The 18,237-nt window shown below is 38.2% G+C and carries 14 protein-coding genes and 1 tRNA gene; 10 read left to right on the top strand and 5 right to left on the bottom strand.

Annotation, left to right across the window (positions count from 1 at the left end; translation table 11 throughout):
• Window positions 1-12 precede the first annotated feature (12 nt).
• On the bottom strand, window positions 13-840 hold the full coding sequence (gene btuF / locus JEP40_RS00585) for a vitamin B12 ABC transporter substrate-binding protein BtuF (protein WP_198622002.1): 828 nt from the start codon (window positions 838-840) through the stop codon (window positions 13-15).
• Between the two features lie 103 nt (window positions 841-943).
• Complete coding sequence (mtnN, locus tag JEP40_RS00580) at window positions 944-1,639, bottom strand: 5'-methylthioadenosine/S-adenosylhomocysteine nucleosidase (protein WP_198622001.1); 696 nt, start codon at window positions 1,637-1,639, stop codon at window positions 944-946.
• Between the two features lie 127 nt (window positions 1,640-1,766).
• On the opposite strand from mtnN, the gene dgt reads away from it, so the two are divergent.
• The 7 genes from dgt (at window position 1,767) to JEP40_RS00545 (ending at window position 13,400) form a co-directional block, all read left to right on the top strand.
• Complete coding sequence (gene dgt, locus JEP40_RS00575; protein WP_198622000.1) at window positions 1,767-3,275, top strand: dGTPase; 1,509 nt, start codon at window positions 1,767-1,769, stop codon at window positions 3,273-3,275.
• Between the two features lie 389 nt (window positions 3,276-3,664).
• The gene (rlmD, locus tag JEP40_RS00570; RefSeq protein WP_198621999.1) at window positions 3,665-4,990 is read left to right on the top strand and encodes a 23S rRNA (uracil(1939)-C(5))-methyltransferase RlmD; all 1,326 of its coding nucleotides are present in this window, start codon (window positions 3,665-3,667) and stop codon (window positions 4,988-4,990) included.
• 55 nt (window positions 4,991-5,045) lie between these two features.
• Window positions 5,046-7,283: a GTP diphosphokinase gene (gene relA / locus JEP40_RS00565; RefSeq protein ID WP_198621998.1), complete on the top strand. Its 2,238-nt coding sequence runs from the start codon at window positions 5,046-5,048 to the stop codon at window positions 7,281-7,283.
• Window positions 7,284-7,385: 102 nt separating this feature from the next.
• A complete protein-coding gene (mazG, locus tag JEP40_RS00560) occupies window positions 7,386-8,183 on the top strand; it encodes a nucleoside triphosphate pyrophosphohydrolase (RefSeq protein WP_198621997.1) in 798 nt (265 codons plus the stop codon).
• Between the two features lie 511 nt (window positions 8,184-8,694).
• Window positions 8,695-10,332: a glutamine hydrolyzing CTP synthase gene (pyrG, locus tag JEP40_RS00555; protein WP_072070733.1), complete on the top strand. Its 1,638-nt coding sequence runs from the start codon at window positions 8,695-8,697 to the stop codon at window positions 10,330-10,332.
• A 62-nt stretch (window positions 10,333-10,394) separates the two neighbouring features.
• Complete coding sequence (gene eno / locus JEP40_RS00550; RefSeq protein ID WP_072070732.1) at window positions 10,395-11,696, top strand: phosphopyruvate hydratase; 1,302 nt, start codon at window positions 10,395-10,397, stop codon at window positions 11,694-11,696.
• Between the two features lie 321 nt (window positions 11,697-12,017).
• Window positions 12,018-13,400 carry an SLC13 family permease gene (locus tag JEP40_RS00545; protein WP_198621996.1) on the top strand — a complete coding sequence of 461 codons (1,383 nt, stop codon included), beginning with the start codon at window positions 12,018-12,020 and terminating at the stop codon, window positions 13,398-13,400.
• A 235-nt stretch (window positions 13,401-13,635) separates the two neighbouring features.
• On the opposite strand, the gene mltD is transcribed toward JEP40_RS00545, so the two are convergent.
• Both mltD and gloB read right to left on the bottom strand, forming a co-directional pair.
• Window positions 13,636-14,970: a murein transglycosylase D gene (gene mltD / locus JEP40_RS00540; protein ID WP_198621995.1), complete on the bottom strand. Its 1,335-nt coding sequence runs from the start codon at window positions 14,968-14,970 to the stop codon at window positions 13,636-13,638.
• Window positions 14,971-15,045: 75 nt separating this feature from the next.
• The gene (gene gloB, locus JEP40_RS00535; RefSeq protein ID WP_198621994.1) at window positions 15,046-15,801 is read right to left on the bottom strand and encodes a hydroxyacylglutathione hydrolase; all 756 of its coding nucleotides are present in this window, start codon (window positions 15,799-15,801) and stop codon (window positions 15,046-15,048) included.
• 38 nt (window positions 15,802-15,839) lie between these two features.
• Here gloB and JEP40_RS00530 point away from each other — a divergent pair, with 38 nt between their 5' ends.
• The gene (locus JEP40_RS00530) at window positions 15,840-16,556 is read left to right on the top strand and encodes a methyltransferase domain-containing protein (protein WP_198621993.1); all 717 of its coding nucleotides are present in this window, start codon (window positions 15,840-15,842) and stop codon (window positions 16,554-16,556) included.
• Between the two features lie 6 nt (window positions 16,557-16,562).
• Here the strand turns inward: JEP40_RS00530 and rnhA are convergent, their stop codons facing one another.
• A complete protein-coding gene (gene rnhA / locus JEP40_RS00525) occupies window positions 16,563-17,048 on the bottom strand; it encodes a ribonuclease HI (RefSeq protein ID WP_198621992.1) in 486 nt (161 codons plus the stop codon).
• A gap of 65 nt (window positions 17,049-17,113) precedes the next feature.
• Between rnhA and dnaQ the strand changes: the two genes are divergently transcribed.
• Both dnaQ and JEP40_RS00515 read left to right on the top strand, forming a co-directional pair.
• On the top strand, window positions 17,114-17,866 hold the full coding sequence (gene dnaQ / locus JEP40_RS00520) for a DNA polymerase III subunit epsilon (protein ID WP_198621991.1): 753 nt from the start codon (window positions 17,114-17,116) through the stop codon (window positions 17,864-17,866).
• A gap of 123 nt (window positions 17,867-17,989) precedes the next feature.
• Window positions 17,990-18,066, top strand: a tRNA-Asp gene (locus JEP40_RS00515).
• Window positions 18,067-18,237 lie beyond the last annotated feature (171 nt).

The following is an 18,237-nucleotide window of genomic DNA, read 5'->3' as shown; positions in this document are numbered from 1 at the left end:
TTAGTTATATTGCTAATTGTTCGTTGCTATTGCCTCGCAAATTTGCTGTACCGCATTAATAATACGCGGTGCAGGTCGGCTAAAACTGCTTTCATCAATAGCAATAACGGGTACAGTAAGTTGAGGTTGCCAAAATGCTTTTACTGTAGGTACTTGATCTGCTTTACCACTGAATATGATCAAATCAGGTTGCTTTGTAAGTACTTGCTCACGACTTACTTGAGGCCATGCTACCGAGCTGTTAGCGAAGATATTTTCACCGCCACAAAGTTCAGTAATATGACTCTGTAATGTGTTATTTGATGTAGTAAATAACGGTTGCATCCCAAATTGAATAAATACTTTTTTCTTGGGTTGATTTGATTTATTTGATGCATATTGTTGCTGCAACGCTTGGTATTGCTGGAGCAATTGTTGGACGTTTTTTATTGCAATATCAGGATGATGGCTATAATTGGAAAGGGTAACGAGATCGTCTGCTATCTCTTCGATACTTTGTGGATCAGAATAAATAATAGGAATACCCAAAGCTTTTAACTGATCTAATGGGCGTTGTGGATTACCGCCTTGCCATGCAATAACTAAATCGGGTTTTAATAATAGAATGCGCTCGATATTAACCCCCTGCCAATTAGCGACTTGTTCAATATTTTTGGCATCTTCTGGATAATCAGAATAAGCACTAACTCCAACAATATTATTCCCCATACCTGCGGCATAAGCCATTTCAGTGGCTGACGGCGATAGTGTAATAACACGATCAGCCGGCGTGAGAGCAATAGAAAAATTGAGCCAAAATAATGAACAGAACAATAATCCAAGATTGATAAATAAACGCATTACTTTTCCAATAGCAAAAATACCCACCTATTTTTTATCTTAGAATAAGCAAAAAATAAAGGTGGGGTATTGATAAAGGGATATTAGGATCATTTCGACTTAATTAGTCTTTTAATTTCTCCAACATCGCTGTCACCATTAAGCTTGATTGTTCTGCTGCAACAGATAAAAACTCATCAAAACTTAAATGCGATTCTTTATCGGCCACATCAGAAATAGCACGAACGACAACAAATGGTGTGTCGAATTGATGGCAAACATGGCCAATCGCAGTTGATTCCATTTCTACGGCAACAACGTCTGGGAATGTACGACGAATACGGGCTAAAGGTTCTGCACCATTAATAAATGCATCACCACTACAAATTAAACCACGCACGGCATTTAATTTTAGCGATTCAATACACTCTTCAGCGATGTTAATAAGTTTAGGATCTGCAATAAAAGCAGGAGGGCATTGTGCCATTTGGCCAGGTTCGTAACCAAATGCAGTAACATCGGCATCGTGATAGCGAACTTCTGTTGAAACAACGATATCACCGACATTTAATCTTGAGTCTAAGCCACCCGCAGAGCCAGTATTGATAATGACATCAGGACGAAAATGCTCAAGTAATAATGTTGTGCCAATTGCAGCCGCAACTTTACCAATACCTGATTTTAATAATGCAACATTAACACCGTTGATTGTGCCTGTATAAATTTCACAACCACCACGCGATAAGATTTGGCAATCTTCAATTTTCTCACGCAGAAGTGTGACTTCTTGCTCCATTGCACCTATTACGCCAACTCTCATTGTGTCATACTCACTTGTAGGTTAATAATAAATAGAAATTTAAATAGAGTTTAACATCTATCGGAAAAACACGATATAACACAAAGAATAGAGAATTCGTTTCATCGAAACCAGAAAGAGGACAGAAATGATCGATTTTAAGCTGAAGTTAAATTATCAACGCAAATATAACAGCAGTGATATCGATATTAACGATGAAATACAGGTTTCTCGTCAATTTGAAAGTGATCGTGGGCGTATTATTAACTCTGCTGCTATTCGTCGTTTACAACAAAAAACGCAAGTCTTCCCTTTAGAACAAAATTCCGCAGTTCGTAGCCGTCTTACTCACTCTCTTGAAGTTCAGCAAATTGGTCGTTATATCGCTAAACAAATTATCGGTGAATTAAAAAAGCAAAATAAGCTTGAAACTTATGGATTAATTGATCGCATAGACAGTCTTGAAAGTTTAATTGAGATGGCGTGTTTAATGCACGATATTGGTAATCCACCTTTTGGTCATTTTGGTGAAGCTGCAATTAAGCATTGGTTTGAAAAGGTATTATCGCCAGAGGCCAGTGCTGAGTTTGATTGTTGCCTGTTTATTCCTATGCAGTACTCGGCTAAAGTGCAATTAAATGAATTGAGACAAACCTTGCGCCAAGATTTATGCCAATTTGAAGGCAATGCTCAAGCTATTCGAATGGCGCATCATTTGCTTAAATTGAATTTAACTTATGCACAAATTGGCTGTGTATTGAAATACACTCGCCCTGCTTATTGGCAAGGGGAAGTCCTCAAAGAATATAGCTATTTAATGAAGAAACCAGGGTATTACTGGTCTGAATTAGCATTCGTAAAAGAGGTTCAAGAAAAATTAAATATGGGTGAGTTTTGTCGCTTTCCACTTACTTATATTATGGAAGCTGCCGATGATATCTCGTATTGCATTGCTGATTTAGATGATGCAGTAGAAAAGGGGATTTTTGATATCAACCGCCTTGTTCACCTTTTACGAGATGCTTGGCGTGAAAATGGTGATGTGACTGAAGGTGATTTATTCGATATAACCGTTAATCGGGCTTATAAAAAAGTTGATCAAAATGAAGCCAAACGTAGTATGCAAGATCAGTTTTTTATGTATTTGAGGGTTTATATTACAGGAAAGTTAGTCCCTTACACGGCACATCGATTTATAAAAAATCTTCCTCAAGTCTATGAAGGAAGTTTTAACCATGCCTTATTGGAAGGGAATAGTGCAGAGCATCGTTTATTAACAACATTAAAAAGTGTCGCTAAAAAATGGGTGTTTAGCCATCCTGAAGTTGAAGAGCTTGAAATGAAAGGATATCGTGTGATCAGTGGATTACTCGATATCTATAAACCCTTGCTTTTATTATCAACTGAAGATTTTTTAAGATTGCATAAATATAACGAACATCCTAAATATGTAATTGAGACTCGTTTATATCATAAACTTTCTGTTAAACATAAACTGGCTTATAACGAAATGTTAGAAAAGCTAAATGATATAAATACTGAAAAAGGTAAAATCTTAGAGTTTTATTATCGTACAAGATTAATTCAAGATTATATCAGTGGAATGACCGATCATTATGCTTATGAAGAATATAGAAAATTAATGGTTTGTGATTGATTTGTAATCATTAAGCGAAACGCTATCTAATTGATTGATTATAATTTTTAGACTTTTCTTAGTGATAATAAAGATTTATTAAAATAACAGAAAATAGATGTTATTAATTGTAAATATATTCAATATAAAAGTTATATATAATATTTGTTAGTTATAGAACAATATAAAATCCATAAAGCGAGTGTCTTAGGTTGTTATCATTAAAACTTTTCTAAAATTAATAAAAATATTGCTTATATCAGTTAAGTAAATAACTTGTTCGATGTTATACTCTTCCCATGTTTTCTTCTGAAATGCATAGTCATTCATGTAACGCTGAAAAACATACAGCGTATTCTAAAACGATGTCATTTCACTGTTAATCCGTCATTGAAACTTAATTTAATACTATGGTGCAGTTTTATTCCCCTAAAAAACGCCCTGTGAAAAAACAGGCAACAACGTTGGAAGTGACCGCCAGTGCATTGGATGCAAATGGTCAAGGTATTGCTCATGCTGAGGGCAAAACAATTTTTGTAAAAGGATTACTCCCACAAGAAACTGCTCGAATTCGTTTAACAGAAGAAAAACGCCAATTTGCTAAAGGCGAAGTTATTAAGCGTTTAACAACCAGTGAACAGCGTATAGCACCTCATTGTGAATATTATGAACGTTGTGGTGGCTGTCAACAGCAGCATGTACCGATTACATTACAACGAACAACAAAGGCGAGTGTGTTATCACATCTTATTAAACGTGAAACTGGTGTGGTGATTTCAGCCGAGCCTGTGATTGCAGGCGCTGAATATGGTTATCGTCGTAGAGCAAGATTGGGATTACGCTATCAACCTGAAAAAGGTTTGATAATGGGCTTTCGCCAAGAGCGCTCTAATGACTTGGTCATGATAAAAAAATGTCCAGTGTTAAAACCACAGCTAAATGATTTATTAACGCCTCTTTGGGCATGCCTAAAAAAATTAATATCAGTACGTGATTTAGGGCATGTTGAAATGGTACTCGCTGATAATGGGCCATTGGTCATTTTACGTCATTTATCACCATTGCCTGAGCATGATAAACAAAGTTTGCGTGATTTCTCTCAAACACATCAAGTTACGATGTATCTTGCAGGTGATAATAGCGAGATAGCACGATTAACTTCAATTGAGAAGGAACCCTTCTATCAAATAGAAGGTCTTAATTTACGTTTTGCACCCACTGATTTTATTCAAGTGAATGATGAAATAAATCCTAAGATGGTTGCTCAAGCCATTGAGTGGCTTGATTTATCGCCAGAAGATCGCGTATTAGATCTGTTTTGTGGTATGGGGAATTTTACCTTACCTATCGCGAAACGAGTTAATGGCGTAGTGGGTGTAGAAGGTGTGCCCGCTCTGGTTGAAATGGCGAAACAGAATGCAAAACTAAACCAATTAGGTAATGTGCATTTTTGGCATGCAGATTTATCGGCTGATTTTTCTGCGATGTCGTGGTCGAAAGAAGGATTTAATAAAGTGTTGTTAGATCCAGCAAGAGCAGGAGCTTTGGAGGTAATGTCACATATTGTGAAGTTATCCGCAGAAAAAATCGTGTATGTCTCCTGTAATCCGACCACGTTAGCCAGAGATAGTAAGATATTATTAGATTCTGGATATCAGTTAACTGGTTTAAAAATGTTGGATATGTTTCCACAAACGGGTCATCTGGAATCAATGGCACTGTTTAGTCGAAAATAAACAGTTAGCCAGTAAATAAGTCGCAAATAAGATTTATACCGTGTAGGGAGAGAATATGGTTGCAGTAAGAAGTGCTCACTTAACACCTGCAGGAGAGTTTGCTGTTGATAAATGGGTCAACAGCTTGAACTTAACCCATGTCAATGCGGGTAGTGAAATCATGCAAACCTGGGAATACTGCCATCGTACTGTTCAAGGGCGTGAAGATGCCGAACTGTTATTGTGGCGTGGTGTTGAAATGGTTGAGCTTCTTTCGACACTAAGCATGGATAAAGACAGCATGAGGGCGGCGCTCCTTTTCCCGCTTGCTGAAGAAAATCTTATTGATCAGGAAATCGTTACTGAACATTTTGGTGATGCTATTTGGAGCTTAGTACGCGGTGTTATGGAAATGGATGCCATTCGCCAATTAAAAGCGACACACACCAATGAAACAAGTTCGGTTCAGGTGGATAACGTGCGTCGTATGTTGTTATCCATGGTGGAAGATTTCCGTTGTGTGGTCATCAAACTTTCAGAGCGTATTGCCCATTTACGTGAAGTGAAAGATGCCACAGAAGATGAGCGCGTACTGGCTGCCAAAGAGTGTTTTAATATTTATGCGCCATTGGCCAACCGATTGGGTATTGGTCAATTAAAATGGGAATTAGAAGATTTTTGTTTCCGTTATCTTCATCCTGATGAATATAAAAAAATAGCAAGCTTGCTTCATGAGCGTCGTATCGATCGCGAGCAGTATATTGATAATTTTGTCAGTACCGTACGCGGTTATATGAAAGAAGAGAATGTCGATGTAGATATCTATGGGCGTCCCAAACATATCTATAGTATTTGGCGTAAAATGAAGAAAAAGAACCTCGCATTTGATGAGTTATTCGATGTGAGGGCTGTTCGTATTGTCGTTGAACGTCTTCAAGACTGTTATGCCGCATTAGGGATTGTGCATACGCATTTCCGTCATTTACCTGATGAATTTGACGATTATGTTGCAAACCCAAAACCTAATGGTTACCAATCAATTCATACCGTCGTGTTAGGGCCTGAAGGCAAAACGGTTGAAATCCAAATTCGTACTCGTCAAATGCATGAAGATGCAGAATTAGGTGTGGCTGCGCACTGGAAATATAAAGAAGGTGCAACAGGTGCTGCAACGAAAGGCGGTACAGGTAGTTATGAAAACCGTATTGCATGGTTACGTAAACTGATTGCATGGCAAGAAGAGATGGCGGATTCTGGCGAAATGTTAGATGAAGTCCGTAGCCAGGTTTTTGATGATCGAGTTTATGTCTTTACACCAAAAGGTGATGTAGTTGATTTACCTGCTGGCTCAACACCACTTGATTTTGCTTATCATATTCATAGTGATGTAGGGCACCGTTGTATTGGGGCGAAAATTGGTGGACGTATTGTGCCATTTAGCTATCAGTTACAGATGGGCGATCAAATTGAAATCATCACACAAAAACATCCTAATCCAAGTCGTGATTGGTTAAATCCTAACTTAGGTTATGTCACCACAAGTCGTGGGCGTGCAAAAATTCACAATTGGTTCCGTAAGCAAGATCGCGATAAAAATATTCTTGCGGGGCGTCAGATTTTAGATAACGAATTGGCACATATGGATATCAACATGAAAGAAGCAGAAAAACTGCTGATTGCACGTTATAACGTGCATAGTGTTGATGAAGTATTAGCTGGTATTGGTGTCGGTGATATCAGAATTAACCAGTTAGTGAACTTTATTCAAAGTAAATTAAATAAAGCCACTGCGGAAGATGAAGATAAAGAAGCACTGAGAACACTCGAGAGTAAAACACCAGCGCCAAGAACCACAGGCTCAGGGAGTAGTATTGTCGTTGAGGGTGTTGGTAACTTAATGCACCATATTGCACGTTGTTGCCAACCTATTCCAGGCGATAATATCGTTGGATTTATTACCAAAGGGCGTGGTATTTCAATTCACCGAGCAGATTGTGAACAGCTTGCGGAGTTACTTTCTCACGCGCCAGAACGTATTGTTGATGCGGTATGGGGAGAGAATTATTCTAGTGGTTATTCATTAGTCGTCCGTGTTGTTGCTAATGATCGTAGTGGATTATTACGTGATATCACCACTATCTTAGCGAATGAAAAAGTGAATGTACTAGGCGTGAGTAGCCGTAGTGATGTGAAGCAACAAATTGCGACAATTGACATGAATATTGAGATTTACAATCTCCAAGTATTAGGTCGTATTTTGGCAAAACTTAATCAGTTGCCTGATGTGATAGAAGCGAAACGCTTTTCTCACTAAAACATTAAAATGATAAGATGCCGAGACAACTGTTCTCGGCATTTTTTTATCTAAAAATGTGTTAAACAGGATAAAGCTCACTCTTATTTAAAAGGCAATATGATGTCAGAAAATCGTGAAATCTTTCGTTTATTAGAAATTATGGCGCAGTTACGTGATCCTGATACGGGATGCGAATGGGATAAAGTGCAGACTTTTGACACTATCGCGCCTTATACCTTAGAAGAAACGTATGAGGTGTTAGATGCTATTGCTCGTAAAGATTTTTCTGATTTAAAAGAAGAGTTAGGCGATTTGCTTTATCAAGTTGTTTTTTATTCACGAATGGCGCAAGAGCAAAAATTATTTGATTTTAATGATGTTTGTGAAGCGATTAGTAATAAGCTAGAACGTCGTCATCCTCATATTTTTGCTTCTGAAAGCGAGAACAATTTATTAGCAGAAAAACATCGCTGGGAAAAACTGAAAGCGCAAGAGCGTGAGGCAAAAGCACAATTTTCATTATTAGATGATATTCCCGCCACATTACCTGCCTTGATGAAAGCAGAAAAAATTCAGAAACGATGTGCTTCTGTCGGATTTGATTGGAATGAACTTGAACCTGTTTTAGGTAAAGTGTTTGAGGAAATTGATGAAGTGATAACTGAGGTGAAAAAAACACCTCAAGATGCGTCTAAAATTGAAGATGAATTGGGTGATTTACTGTTTTCAGTTGTAAATTTATCCCGGCATTTAAAACAAAAACCAGAACAAGCATTAAATCGAGCATGTCGCAAATTTGAACAACGTTTTCGCTTTGTTGAAAAAATGCTCTTAGAAGAAGGTATAAACATAGAAAATGCCTCATTGGAAGAGATGGAGATCTGTTGGCAGAAAGCTAAAATACAATTGATTGAGTGAATTGTGACTCGCAAATAGTTATTGGTGTGACATTTAGTGCGATAAAAAGAATAGCAAAAGCCATTGTTTTTTATCTTGTTTTATAAAAAAATGAAAAAGGCGAAATTATAAAAAATAATTTCGTTTTTTTGTTTTCGGGTGATTTAAAATATTGTCATTTCATTTAATTGCACTAAAAGTGTGATTGACCTCAAAAAAATTAAACGCATGATCAGAAGCAAAATATCGCGCTAGAAACCTGCTACACTTAATATCGTGAAAAAAATAAAGCATCTCTTCTGTAAAAGTGATATCTTAGCTGAAAGGATTAAGCTAAAATGCTTGAGAAATATTTTCACGGGTTTAGTTTATTGAATTTTTACTGTTTTTTCGTGTTTAAACGGATAAGTGGCGTGATGAAAAAGAACTTTATACTACTAAGAATGTTTGTAGCGAAAATAAGGTTCGGGTATACTGTGTTCCCGTCCAGTTATATCCATCATCCTAATACACCTAAACTTTCAGGTTCAGCATGAAAACGAATTATATTTTTGTGACCGGCGGGGTCGTATCCTCTCTGGGTAAAGGCATTGCCGCAGCCTCTCTGGCGGCTATACTCGAAGCCCGTGGACTCAATGTCACCATGATGAAGTTGGATCCGTATATCAACGTCGATCCAGGTACTATGAGCCCAATTCAGCACGGGGAAGTCTTCGTTACTGACGATGGTGCTGAAACTGATCTCGACTTAGGACACTATGAGCGCTTCATTCGCACGAAAATGACTCGTCGTAATAACTTTACGACAGGTCGCGTATACTCTGAAGTATTACGCAAAGAGCGTCGTGGTGACTATCTTGGGGCTACAATTCAAGTTATTCCTCATATCACTAATGAAATTAAAGAACGCATCATCCGTGGTGGCGAAGGCCATGATGTCGTTTTAGTTGAAGTCGGCGGGACCGTTGGTGATATCGAATCTTTACCTTTCTTAGAAGCGATTCGCCAAATGGCAGCAGAAGTGGGCCGTGAGCATACATTCTACCTGCATTTAACGTTAGTGCCTTATTTAGCCGCTTCTGGTGAAGTGAAAACCAAACCAACTCAGCATTCTGTAAAAGAATTACTATCGATCGGTATTCAGCCTGATGCGTTGATTTGCCGTTCAGACCGCGTTATTCCTGCAAATGAACGTGCCAAAATTGCACTGTTCTGTAATGTGCCAGAGAAAGCGGTTATTTCATTAAAAGACGTCGATTCCATTTATAAAATCCCTGCACTATTGAAATCTCAGGGATTAGATGATTATATCTGTAAACGATTCAGCTTAGATTGCCCAGTTGCAAATCTTGCAGAGTGGGAACAAGTTATTTATGAAGAAGCTAATCCTGAAGGCGAAGTAACCATCGGTATGGTTGGTAAGTATGTTGAATTACCAGATGCCTATAAATCAGTGATTGAAGCATTAAAACATGGTGGTTTCAAAAGCCGTGTTACTGTAAATATCAAATTAATTGATTCACAAGACGTTGAAACCCGTGGCGTAGAAATGCTTAAAGGGTTGGATGCAATTTTAGTACCGGGTGGTTTTGGTGAACGTGGTATTGAGGGTAAGATTATGGCCGCTCAATATGCGCGTGAAAATAAGATCCCTTACTTAGGCATTTGCTTAGGTATGCAGGTTGCTATGATTGAATTTGCACGTAATGTTGTTGGTATGGAAGGAGCGAACTCCACTGAATTTGCACCAGATTGTAAATATCCAGTTATCGCATTAATTACCGAATGGCGCGATGAAGACGGCAACATTGAAGTACGCTCAGATGATAGTGATTTAGGTGGCACGATGCGCCTCGGTGCTCAGCCTTGCCATTTAAGTGGTGATAGCTTAGTACGTACACTGTATGGAAAAAACACCATTACAGAACGCCATCGTCACCGTTATGAAGTAAATAATCTACTTTTAAAACGTATCGAAGATGCGGGTTTACGTATTGCAGGTCGTTCAGTAGATAACAAGCTGGTGGAAATTATTGAAAATCCAAACCATCCTTGGTTTGTTGCTTGTCAATTCCACCCAGAGTTTACCTCAACGCCGCGTGACGGCCATCCGTTATTTGCAGGCTTTGTGAAAGCAGCCTTTGATAACCAAAAAGGTTTGCTGAAATAGGATATATGAGAAGAGATAGGGTATCTCTTCTCGGAAATTTAACTTGTACAGAGGAAAACCGAATGTCCAAAATCGTTAAAGTACTTGGTCGTGAAATTATTGATTCTCGTGGCAACCCAACTGTTGAAGCTGAAGTTCACTTAGAAGGTGGTTTTGTTGGTATGGCGGCTGCTCCATCAGGCGCATCAACAGGTTCTCGTGAAGCATTAGAATTACGTGATGGTGATAAATCACGTTTCTTAGGTAAAGGTGTTCTGAAAGCGGTTTCAGCTGTTAATGGTCCAATCGCTAAAGCTATCCTTGGCCAAGATGCAAAAGACCAAGCTAACATCGATAAAATCATGATCGATTTAGATGGTACTGAAAACAAATCAAACTTTGGTGCAAACGCAATCCTAGCGGTTTCTTTAGCAAACGCAAAAGCAGCGGCTGCTGCAAAAGGTATGCCTTTGTACGAGCACATTTCTGATCTGAACGGTACTCACGGTCAATATTCTATGCCTCTGCCAATGATGAACATCATCAACGGTGGTGAGCACGCAGATAACAACGTTGATATCCAAGAATTCATGATCCAACCTGTTGGCGCACCTTCACTGAAAGAAGCTGTACGTATGGGTTCAGAAATCTTCCATCACTTAGCAAAAGTGTTAAAAGCAAAAGGTATGAACACTGCTGTTGGTGACGAAGGTGGTTATGCACCAAACTTAGAATCTAACGCTGCTGCATTAGCTGCTATCAAAGAAGCCGTTGAGAAAGCTGGTTACGTTTTAGGTAAAGACGTTACTCTAGCTATGGACTGTGCAGCTTCTGAGTTCTACAACAATGAAACGGGTAACTACGAACTGAAAGGCGAAGGTAAAACCTTCACTTCACAAGAGTTCACTCATTACTTAGAAGAACTGACTAAACAATACCCAATCGTTTCTATCGAAGATGGTTTAAACGAATCTGACTGGGATGGTTTCGCATACCAAACTAAAGTTCTTGGTGACAAAATCCAACTGGTTGGTGACGACCTGTTTGTAACTAATACTAAGATCCTGAAAGAAGGTATCGACAAAGGCATCGCTAACTCAATTCTGATCAAATTCAACCAAATTGGTTCATTGACAGAAACTTTAGCTGCAATCAAAATGGCGAAAGATGCAGGCTACACAGCTGTGATCTCTCACCGTTCTGGTGAAACTGAAGATGCAACTATCGCTGACTTAGCAGTTGGTACAGCAGCTGGCCAAATCAAAACGGGTTCTATGAGCCGTTCTGACCGTGTTGCTAAATATAACCAACTGATCCGCATCGAAGAAGCATTAGGTAACAAAGCGCCTTTCAATGGTCTGAAAGAAGTTAAAGGCCAAGCATAATCTTGCTTGTTTGATTAAAAAATCTTATTGATTTGAAAGGGGAGAACCTTAGGTTCTCCCCTTTTTTTTTGATTTTCTTCAGAAAAAACAGAATATTTATTATTAATATCTTTGAAAAAGTGTGATGTGTAAGAGAAAATAGTGTTCAATTATTACTCTTTTATTAATAAATTGGTTAATTCTCGTGGATGAGATCCCAATTATTAGTTTTGCGCATTTTCAATGACGAGAAATGTTTTTATATTTCACATATAACCTATTTCGTTAACAATTATGGCTTAGTGAACCCAATGTTCATATCAGCTAATGTGGAGTATTATCATGGACGCGTCCAATTTAGCCCCATCGGCGAAGTCGAGCCCGATAAACAAACGAGGGTTAATCATTCTGGCAATCGATGTAGTTTTATTATTACTTTTGCTAGAATTTTTACCTTATGATCCAAAGGCCAATGCAGGTTTAGCATTAATGGTGTTTGTGGGTGTGTTATGGCTGACAGAAGCTATTCACGTTACGATAACCGCATTATTTATACCTATTTTAGCCGTTGTACTTGGGCTAATGAATACCAATGAGTCATTAAAATCATTTGCGAATCCTATCATTTTCTTATTCTTTGGTGGCTTTGCGTTAGCGACAGCACTCCACATTCAAGGGCTAGATCGCTTAATTGCTAACCGCTTGTTGATGATTGCAAAAGGTAAACTTTCAATCGCCGTATTGCTGTTATTTGGTGTAACTGCATTACTCTCAATGTGGATCAGTAACACAGCTACAGCTGCGATGATGTTGCCTTTAGTATTGGGTATTTTATCTAACTTAGATATTCGTTCAGAACGTAATACTTTCGTATTCGTGTTATTAGGTGTTGCTTATAGTGCGAGTATCGGTGGTTTAGGTACGTTAGTGGGTAGTCCACCAAATGCGATTGCTGCTGCTCAATTAAACTTAGATTTTATTACATGGATGAAGTACGGTATTCCAATCATGTTGGTATTATTACCTATCATGTTTATCGTTATGTATCTGATGTTGCGTCCTAACTTAAAACATAAGTTTGACCTAAAATTAGAAGTGTTAGAATGGAATAACAAACGTGTTATTACCATGATCATCTTCTTAATTACTGTAGTATGTTGGATCTTCAGCTCATTCATCAGTAGTGCTTTTGGTGGTGTAAAAGATTTAGATACCGTGATTGCGGTCAGTGCAGCAATTGTTATCGGTGTAACAGGTGTAGCAAGTTGGAGTCAAATTCAAGAGAACACAGAGTGGGGCGTATTAATGCTGTTTGGTGGTGGCTTAACACTGAGCGCAATTTTACAATCATCTGGTGCAAGCCTAGTTATGGCTGACTTTATGAAAGATACCTTTGGTAATAGCCACTGGTTTGTCATCATCCTTGCAGTAACGACCTTTATCATCGTATTAACTGAATTTACCAGTAATACAGCGAGTGCGGCGTTATTAGTGCCAATCTTTGCAACAGTCGCTCAAGCATTAGGTATGCCAGTAATGGCGTTAACGATGATTATCGGTATCGGTGCATCTTGTGCGTTCATGTTGCCTGTTGCAACCCCACCAAATGCGATTGTCTTTGGCTCTGGTTACATCAAACAAAGCGAAATGGTACGTGTCGGCGGTGTGCTGAACTTAGTGTGTATCTTAGTTATCTCTCTGTTTGCTTGGTTCTTCTGGTTGTAAGCTAATACGCTAAATTAACCTTGATGAGATAAAAATAGAGCGCTTGATAGTTATATCGGGCGCTTTTTTATTGCCATTTTTTTATCTGTTATTTTGATTGGCATCCTAGTTATTATAGGGATTGCTCTAGAAAAAGGAGAGATGATATGACTTTTATGGGCTATAAAAAAACCATCAATATTAAGACGAAAAATGTCATAACATTGATGGCTATTTAAAATAGAAAATAAATTAATTATTTTGTGTAAAGTGTAAGTTGTGTACCCGGCTTTAACATTTTAATGTCTGAGTTCCAACTCATTAATAATTTAAGGTTAATACCGTGACGACGAGCGATACTGTAATAAGAATCTCCCTGTCGAACTTTGTAATAACTCGGAGACGGTTTTGTAGGTTTTGTTACCGTGGTATTACTGATACTACCTGCATTATGAATTTTTAATGTTTGTCCTACTAATAAGGTGCTTTTTGCATTTAATCCATTAATACGTTGTAAGTCTTTTATACTCATATTGTAGCGACGAGCAATAGCGTAAAATGAATCCCCTGAGCGAACTTTATAAACACCTTCTTGTTTAATTGACTGATTTGTTTTGGCAACTGCCAAACGAATAGTCTCTAATACCGCTTCATCTTCAAAAGCATTACGGAATTGATCAAGCTTATTGCGAGGCAACATAATGACATGAGGGCCATTAGGTGCAGTTATTCCACGCTTATAGCCTGGGTTATAATCTTTCACTGTATTAATAGGTAGCTGACTTAATTCAGCAACTTTATTTAACGTAATTTGTTCACCGACATCAATGGAAGCTAATGCTTTATCGCGATAGTTGCTTTTAGGAAAAGTGATGTTTTCTTCATTTTCACGGATAACTTTACTTAAAGCGAGAATTTTAGGGACATAATTCATCGTTTCTTTAGGTAAAGAGAGTGACCAATAGTCTGTTGGTAGGTTTTTACTTTCATTTGCCTTTATTGCTTGCATAACACGGCCTTCGCCAGCGTTATAAGCAGCAAGGGCAAGTGCCCAATCACTATCAAACATCACATACAGGCGTTCAAGTAAATCAAGTGCAGCTTTAGTTGACGCCATGACATCACGACGACCGTCATACCATTGGTTTTGTGCCAAACCATAGTAATTACCGGTTATTGGAACAAATTGCCATAAACCTGCTGCATTTGCAGAAGAGGTAACATGGGGATTAAATGCACTTTCAACCACAGGAACTAAAGCGAGTTCCATCGGTAATTCACGTTTTTCGATTTCATCAATAATCGAATACATATAAGGTTCAGCGCGAGAAGCAACGCTTTGTATATGTTTTGGATTATTTAAAAAGTACAATTCTTGCTGCGAGATCCTTTCATTCTCAGGGAGATCCATTTTTAATTCACTTACTACATAACCCCATAAATTGGTTTTGACATCATATTGAGGTTGGTGAGAAGCTGAAGTCCCTTTTGTTGATGTTGGCGTTATCGCAGACAAATTAGGTTTCATGCTCTCAGATTGCTGGCAACCCGCCAATAGCAATATGGAGAGCAAAATCGCTTTTGTCTTCATAATAGAAAAATTCATCCTGTGTGTTTTTTGAACCAAATAATACTTAGTGTGCCAAAATAAAACAACTAATAGGCATTAAAAGTTGTCTTTTAATTCCCTTAATTTTGTAAATGTCTTAATTGGAGCATAAGTGTTAGTGGTTATACCCAAAATCCTTTGCAAATCAATATCGTCAGATTTCAAAAAAAGATTAATATTCTTTTCATTTTTTAGTGTTATTGGCACTGTAGGTTGTAATTCCTTACGCATTTCACTAACTTGGGCTAAATAATCGGTAATAAGTGCATTTTCTGGCATGATATGGTGTGCAAAGGTCATATTTGAAAGCGTGTATTCATGTGCACAACAAATTAATGTGTTATCAGGCAATGCACTTAATTTTTGTAATGAACTAAACATTTGTTGTGCAGTACCTTCAAATAAACGACCACATCCCCCCGAGAACAGCGTATCGCCACAAAACAGATAAGGTTCGCAATAATAAGCTACATGGCCAAGAGTATGACCGGGGGTGCCAATTACGTAAAAAGAAAAAGAGCTGACAATAATATGCTCTTGGTTGTGAATAATATTTTCAGCTCCTTTACTTTGAGTTTCTTGTGGGCCAAAAACGTCAATATTAGGGTATTTTTTTACAAGTTCAGCAACACCACCCACATGATCATCATGATGATGGGTGAGCAAAATCGCGATAGGTGTAAGCGAACGTTGTAAGAGTATTTCTATAACAGGCTCAGCTTGTGAAGGATCAACAATCACACATTCACTATTTTCATTACTCAATAGCCAAATGTAGTTATCGGATAAAGCAGGAATTCTGATAAGCTCCATATAAGTTACCTTACTTATAAATTATAAAGGGTTAAACGATGAAAGCAGCACGTTCAGCAAAACCAATTATGATGCCAGATTCTTGGCGCGATATTCCCTGGGGGGAATATTATCGCATGGCTATCGAACTACGTTTACAAAATTGGTGGCCGAAAATTTATGGCTTTCATTTATTGAAACTTGGTCAACTCAGTGCTGAATTGGATACCAAATTAAGTATCGTTTCACATCAAGTCAATGTGACATCTAACAAAACAAATGCAGATGTTATTGCATCTTTAGAGTATTTACCCTTCGAAAATAAATCGATTGATGTTTGCCTTATGGCGCATGTACTGGATTATAGTGCAGACCCTCATTGGCTATTACGAGAAGCAGATCGCGTTTTAATTGATGATGGCTGGATTGTATTAACGAGCTTTAACCCGATTAGTTTATTAGGGCTTGGGAAATGCACACCAATATTACGACAAAAACAGCCTTACTCAAGTCGTATGTTTTCACTTCGCCGCCAAATAGATTGGTTTAGTGTATTAAATTATGAAGTGATGACACAACAGAATTTCCAAATTATGCCATTTTCAAGACCAATAAAACGTGATGGTAGCCGCTATCACATCGGTGGTTGTCTAAATTTAATCATTGCACGTAAAAGAACACTTCCTTTAACACCCACGGCTATGAAATTTGCATTGCCACGCATGAGTGTAAAAGGGCGAGTTTTAGGGGCTACACGTAATCATCCAGAGTCATAAATACCACTAATCTGTGGTTTTATCTTTTTGGCTTTCGATATAACCTGTGTCTTCTTGGGTGGGGGCTTGTGCGGCTGTCTTTGCTAATTCATCACAACGTTCATTTTCATCATGACCAGCATGGCCTTTTACCCAATGCCATTCAATTTCATGACGAGTAATAGCATTATCTAAGCGTTTCCATAAATCGACATTAAGCACAGGGCTTTTGTCTGCTTTACGCCATTGGCGCTTTTTCCAGCTATGGATCCATTGTGTGATACCTTGTCTGACATATTGGCTATCTGTTGTCAGTGTAATTTTACAAGGGAATTTTAATGTTTCTAATGCTACGATAGCGGCAAGAAGTTCCATTCGGTTATTGGTGGTCATAAAAAAACCTTCACTTAGGGTTTTTTCATGTTGTTGATAGCGTAAAATAGCGCCATAACCACCGGGACCCGGGTTGCCTAAGCATGAACCATCGGTGAATATTTCTACCTGCTTGTGCATAAAGGCGATTTATCCTTTTTGATTAATACGAAAAACTAACCCTAAGTCTGACATAAAAACGGATTATGAGCACTCCAATCACACGACAAATTGTACTTGATACCGAAACCACCGGTATGAATAAACTGGGCGTTCATTATGAAGGTCATAATATCATTGAAATTGGTGCCGTAGAGGTTATCAATCGTCGACTAACAGGGCGAAATTTCCATGTGTATATTAAGCCTGAAAGATTAGTTGATCCTGAAGCGTTTGAAGTTCACGGTATTAGTGATGAATTTTTAGAGGATTGTCCTTCTTTTGCTGATATTGCTGACGAGTTTTTAGAATATATTCGTGGTGCAGAGCTGATCATTCATAACGCATCGTTCGATATCGGCTTTATGGATTATGAATTTAGAAAACTCAACCGTGATATTCCGCCTACCGAAACGTTCTGCCAAATTACCGATAGCCTTGCAATGGCGAGAGTATTATTTCCTGGTAAACGAAATAACCTTGATGCCTTATGTGATAGATACTTAATAGATAACTCTAAACGTACTCTTCACGGCGCGTTATTGGATGCTGAAATACTTTCTGATGTCTACCTAGCAATGACTGGTGGGCAAACAGCATTAGCATTTTCAATGGAAGGCGAATCAAGTAACGAACAAGAACAAAATGATATTCAACGTATCGAACGCCCAATTTCAGGATTAAGAGTAATAAGAGCAACCGCAGAAGAACTTGCTGAGCATGAGTCTCGGTTAGATTTAGTTGAGAAAAAAGGCGGGCATTGTTTGTGGCGTCCTGCATCAAACGATGAGGCTGTTTGAATATAAAAAAAGCAGAAATAGGTAGTTGAGATTAAAAACTATCCAAATGCATCTTTTTGTTAGAAAAATAGTTGACGACAAGGCAAGAGATTCGTAATATTCATCTCGTCCGAAAGGATACGCGGAGCGGTAGTTCAGTTGGTTAGAATACCTGCCTGTCACGCAGGGGGTCGCGGGTTCGAGTCCCGTCCGTTCCGCCAACATTCTAAACCCCAGCATTTATGCTGGGGTTTTTGCATTTATAGCCTCAAATAATTTTCTCTCTCCTTATTTTTCTAAGCCATTATTTCTTGCTTTCAATATTTGATATCACTATCTTAGAATTTATTAGTGATATTAATGCTATATGCAACAGCATTTCGTAGGTAATT

It is taken from the genome of Proteus vulgaris, assembly GCF_016239305.1.
Lineage (GTDB): Bacteria > Pseudomonadota > Gammaproteobacteria > Enterobacterales > Enterobacteriaceae > Proteus > Proteus vulgaris_C.
Note: the sequence above shows the minus strand (reverse complement) of the source record. Positions and strands in the feature narration are given on the sequence as shown.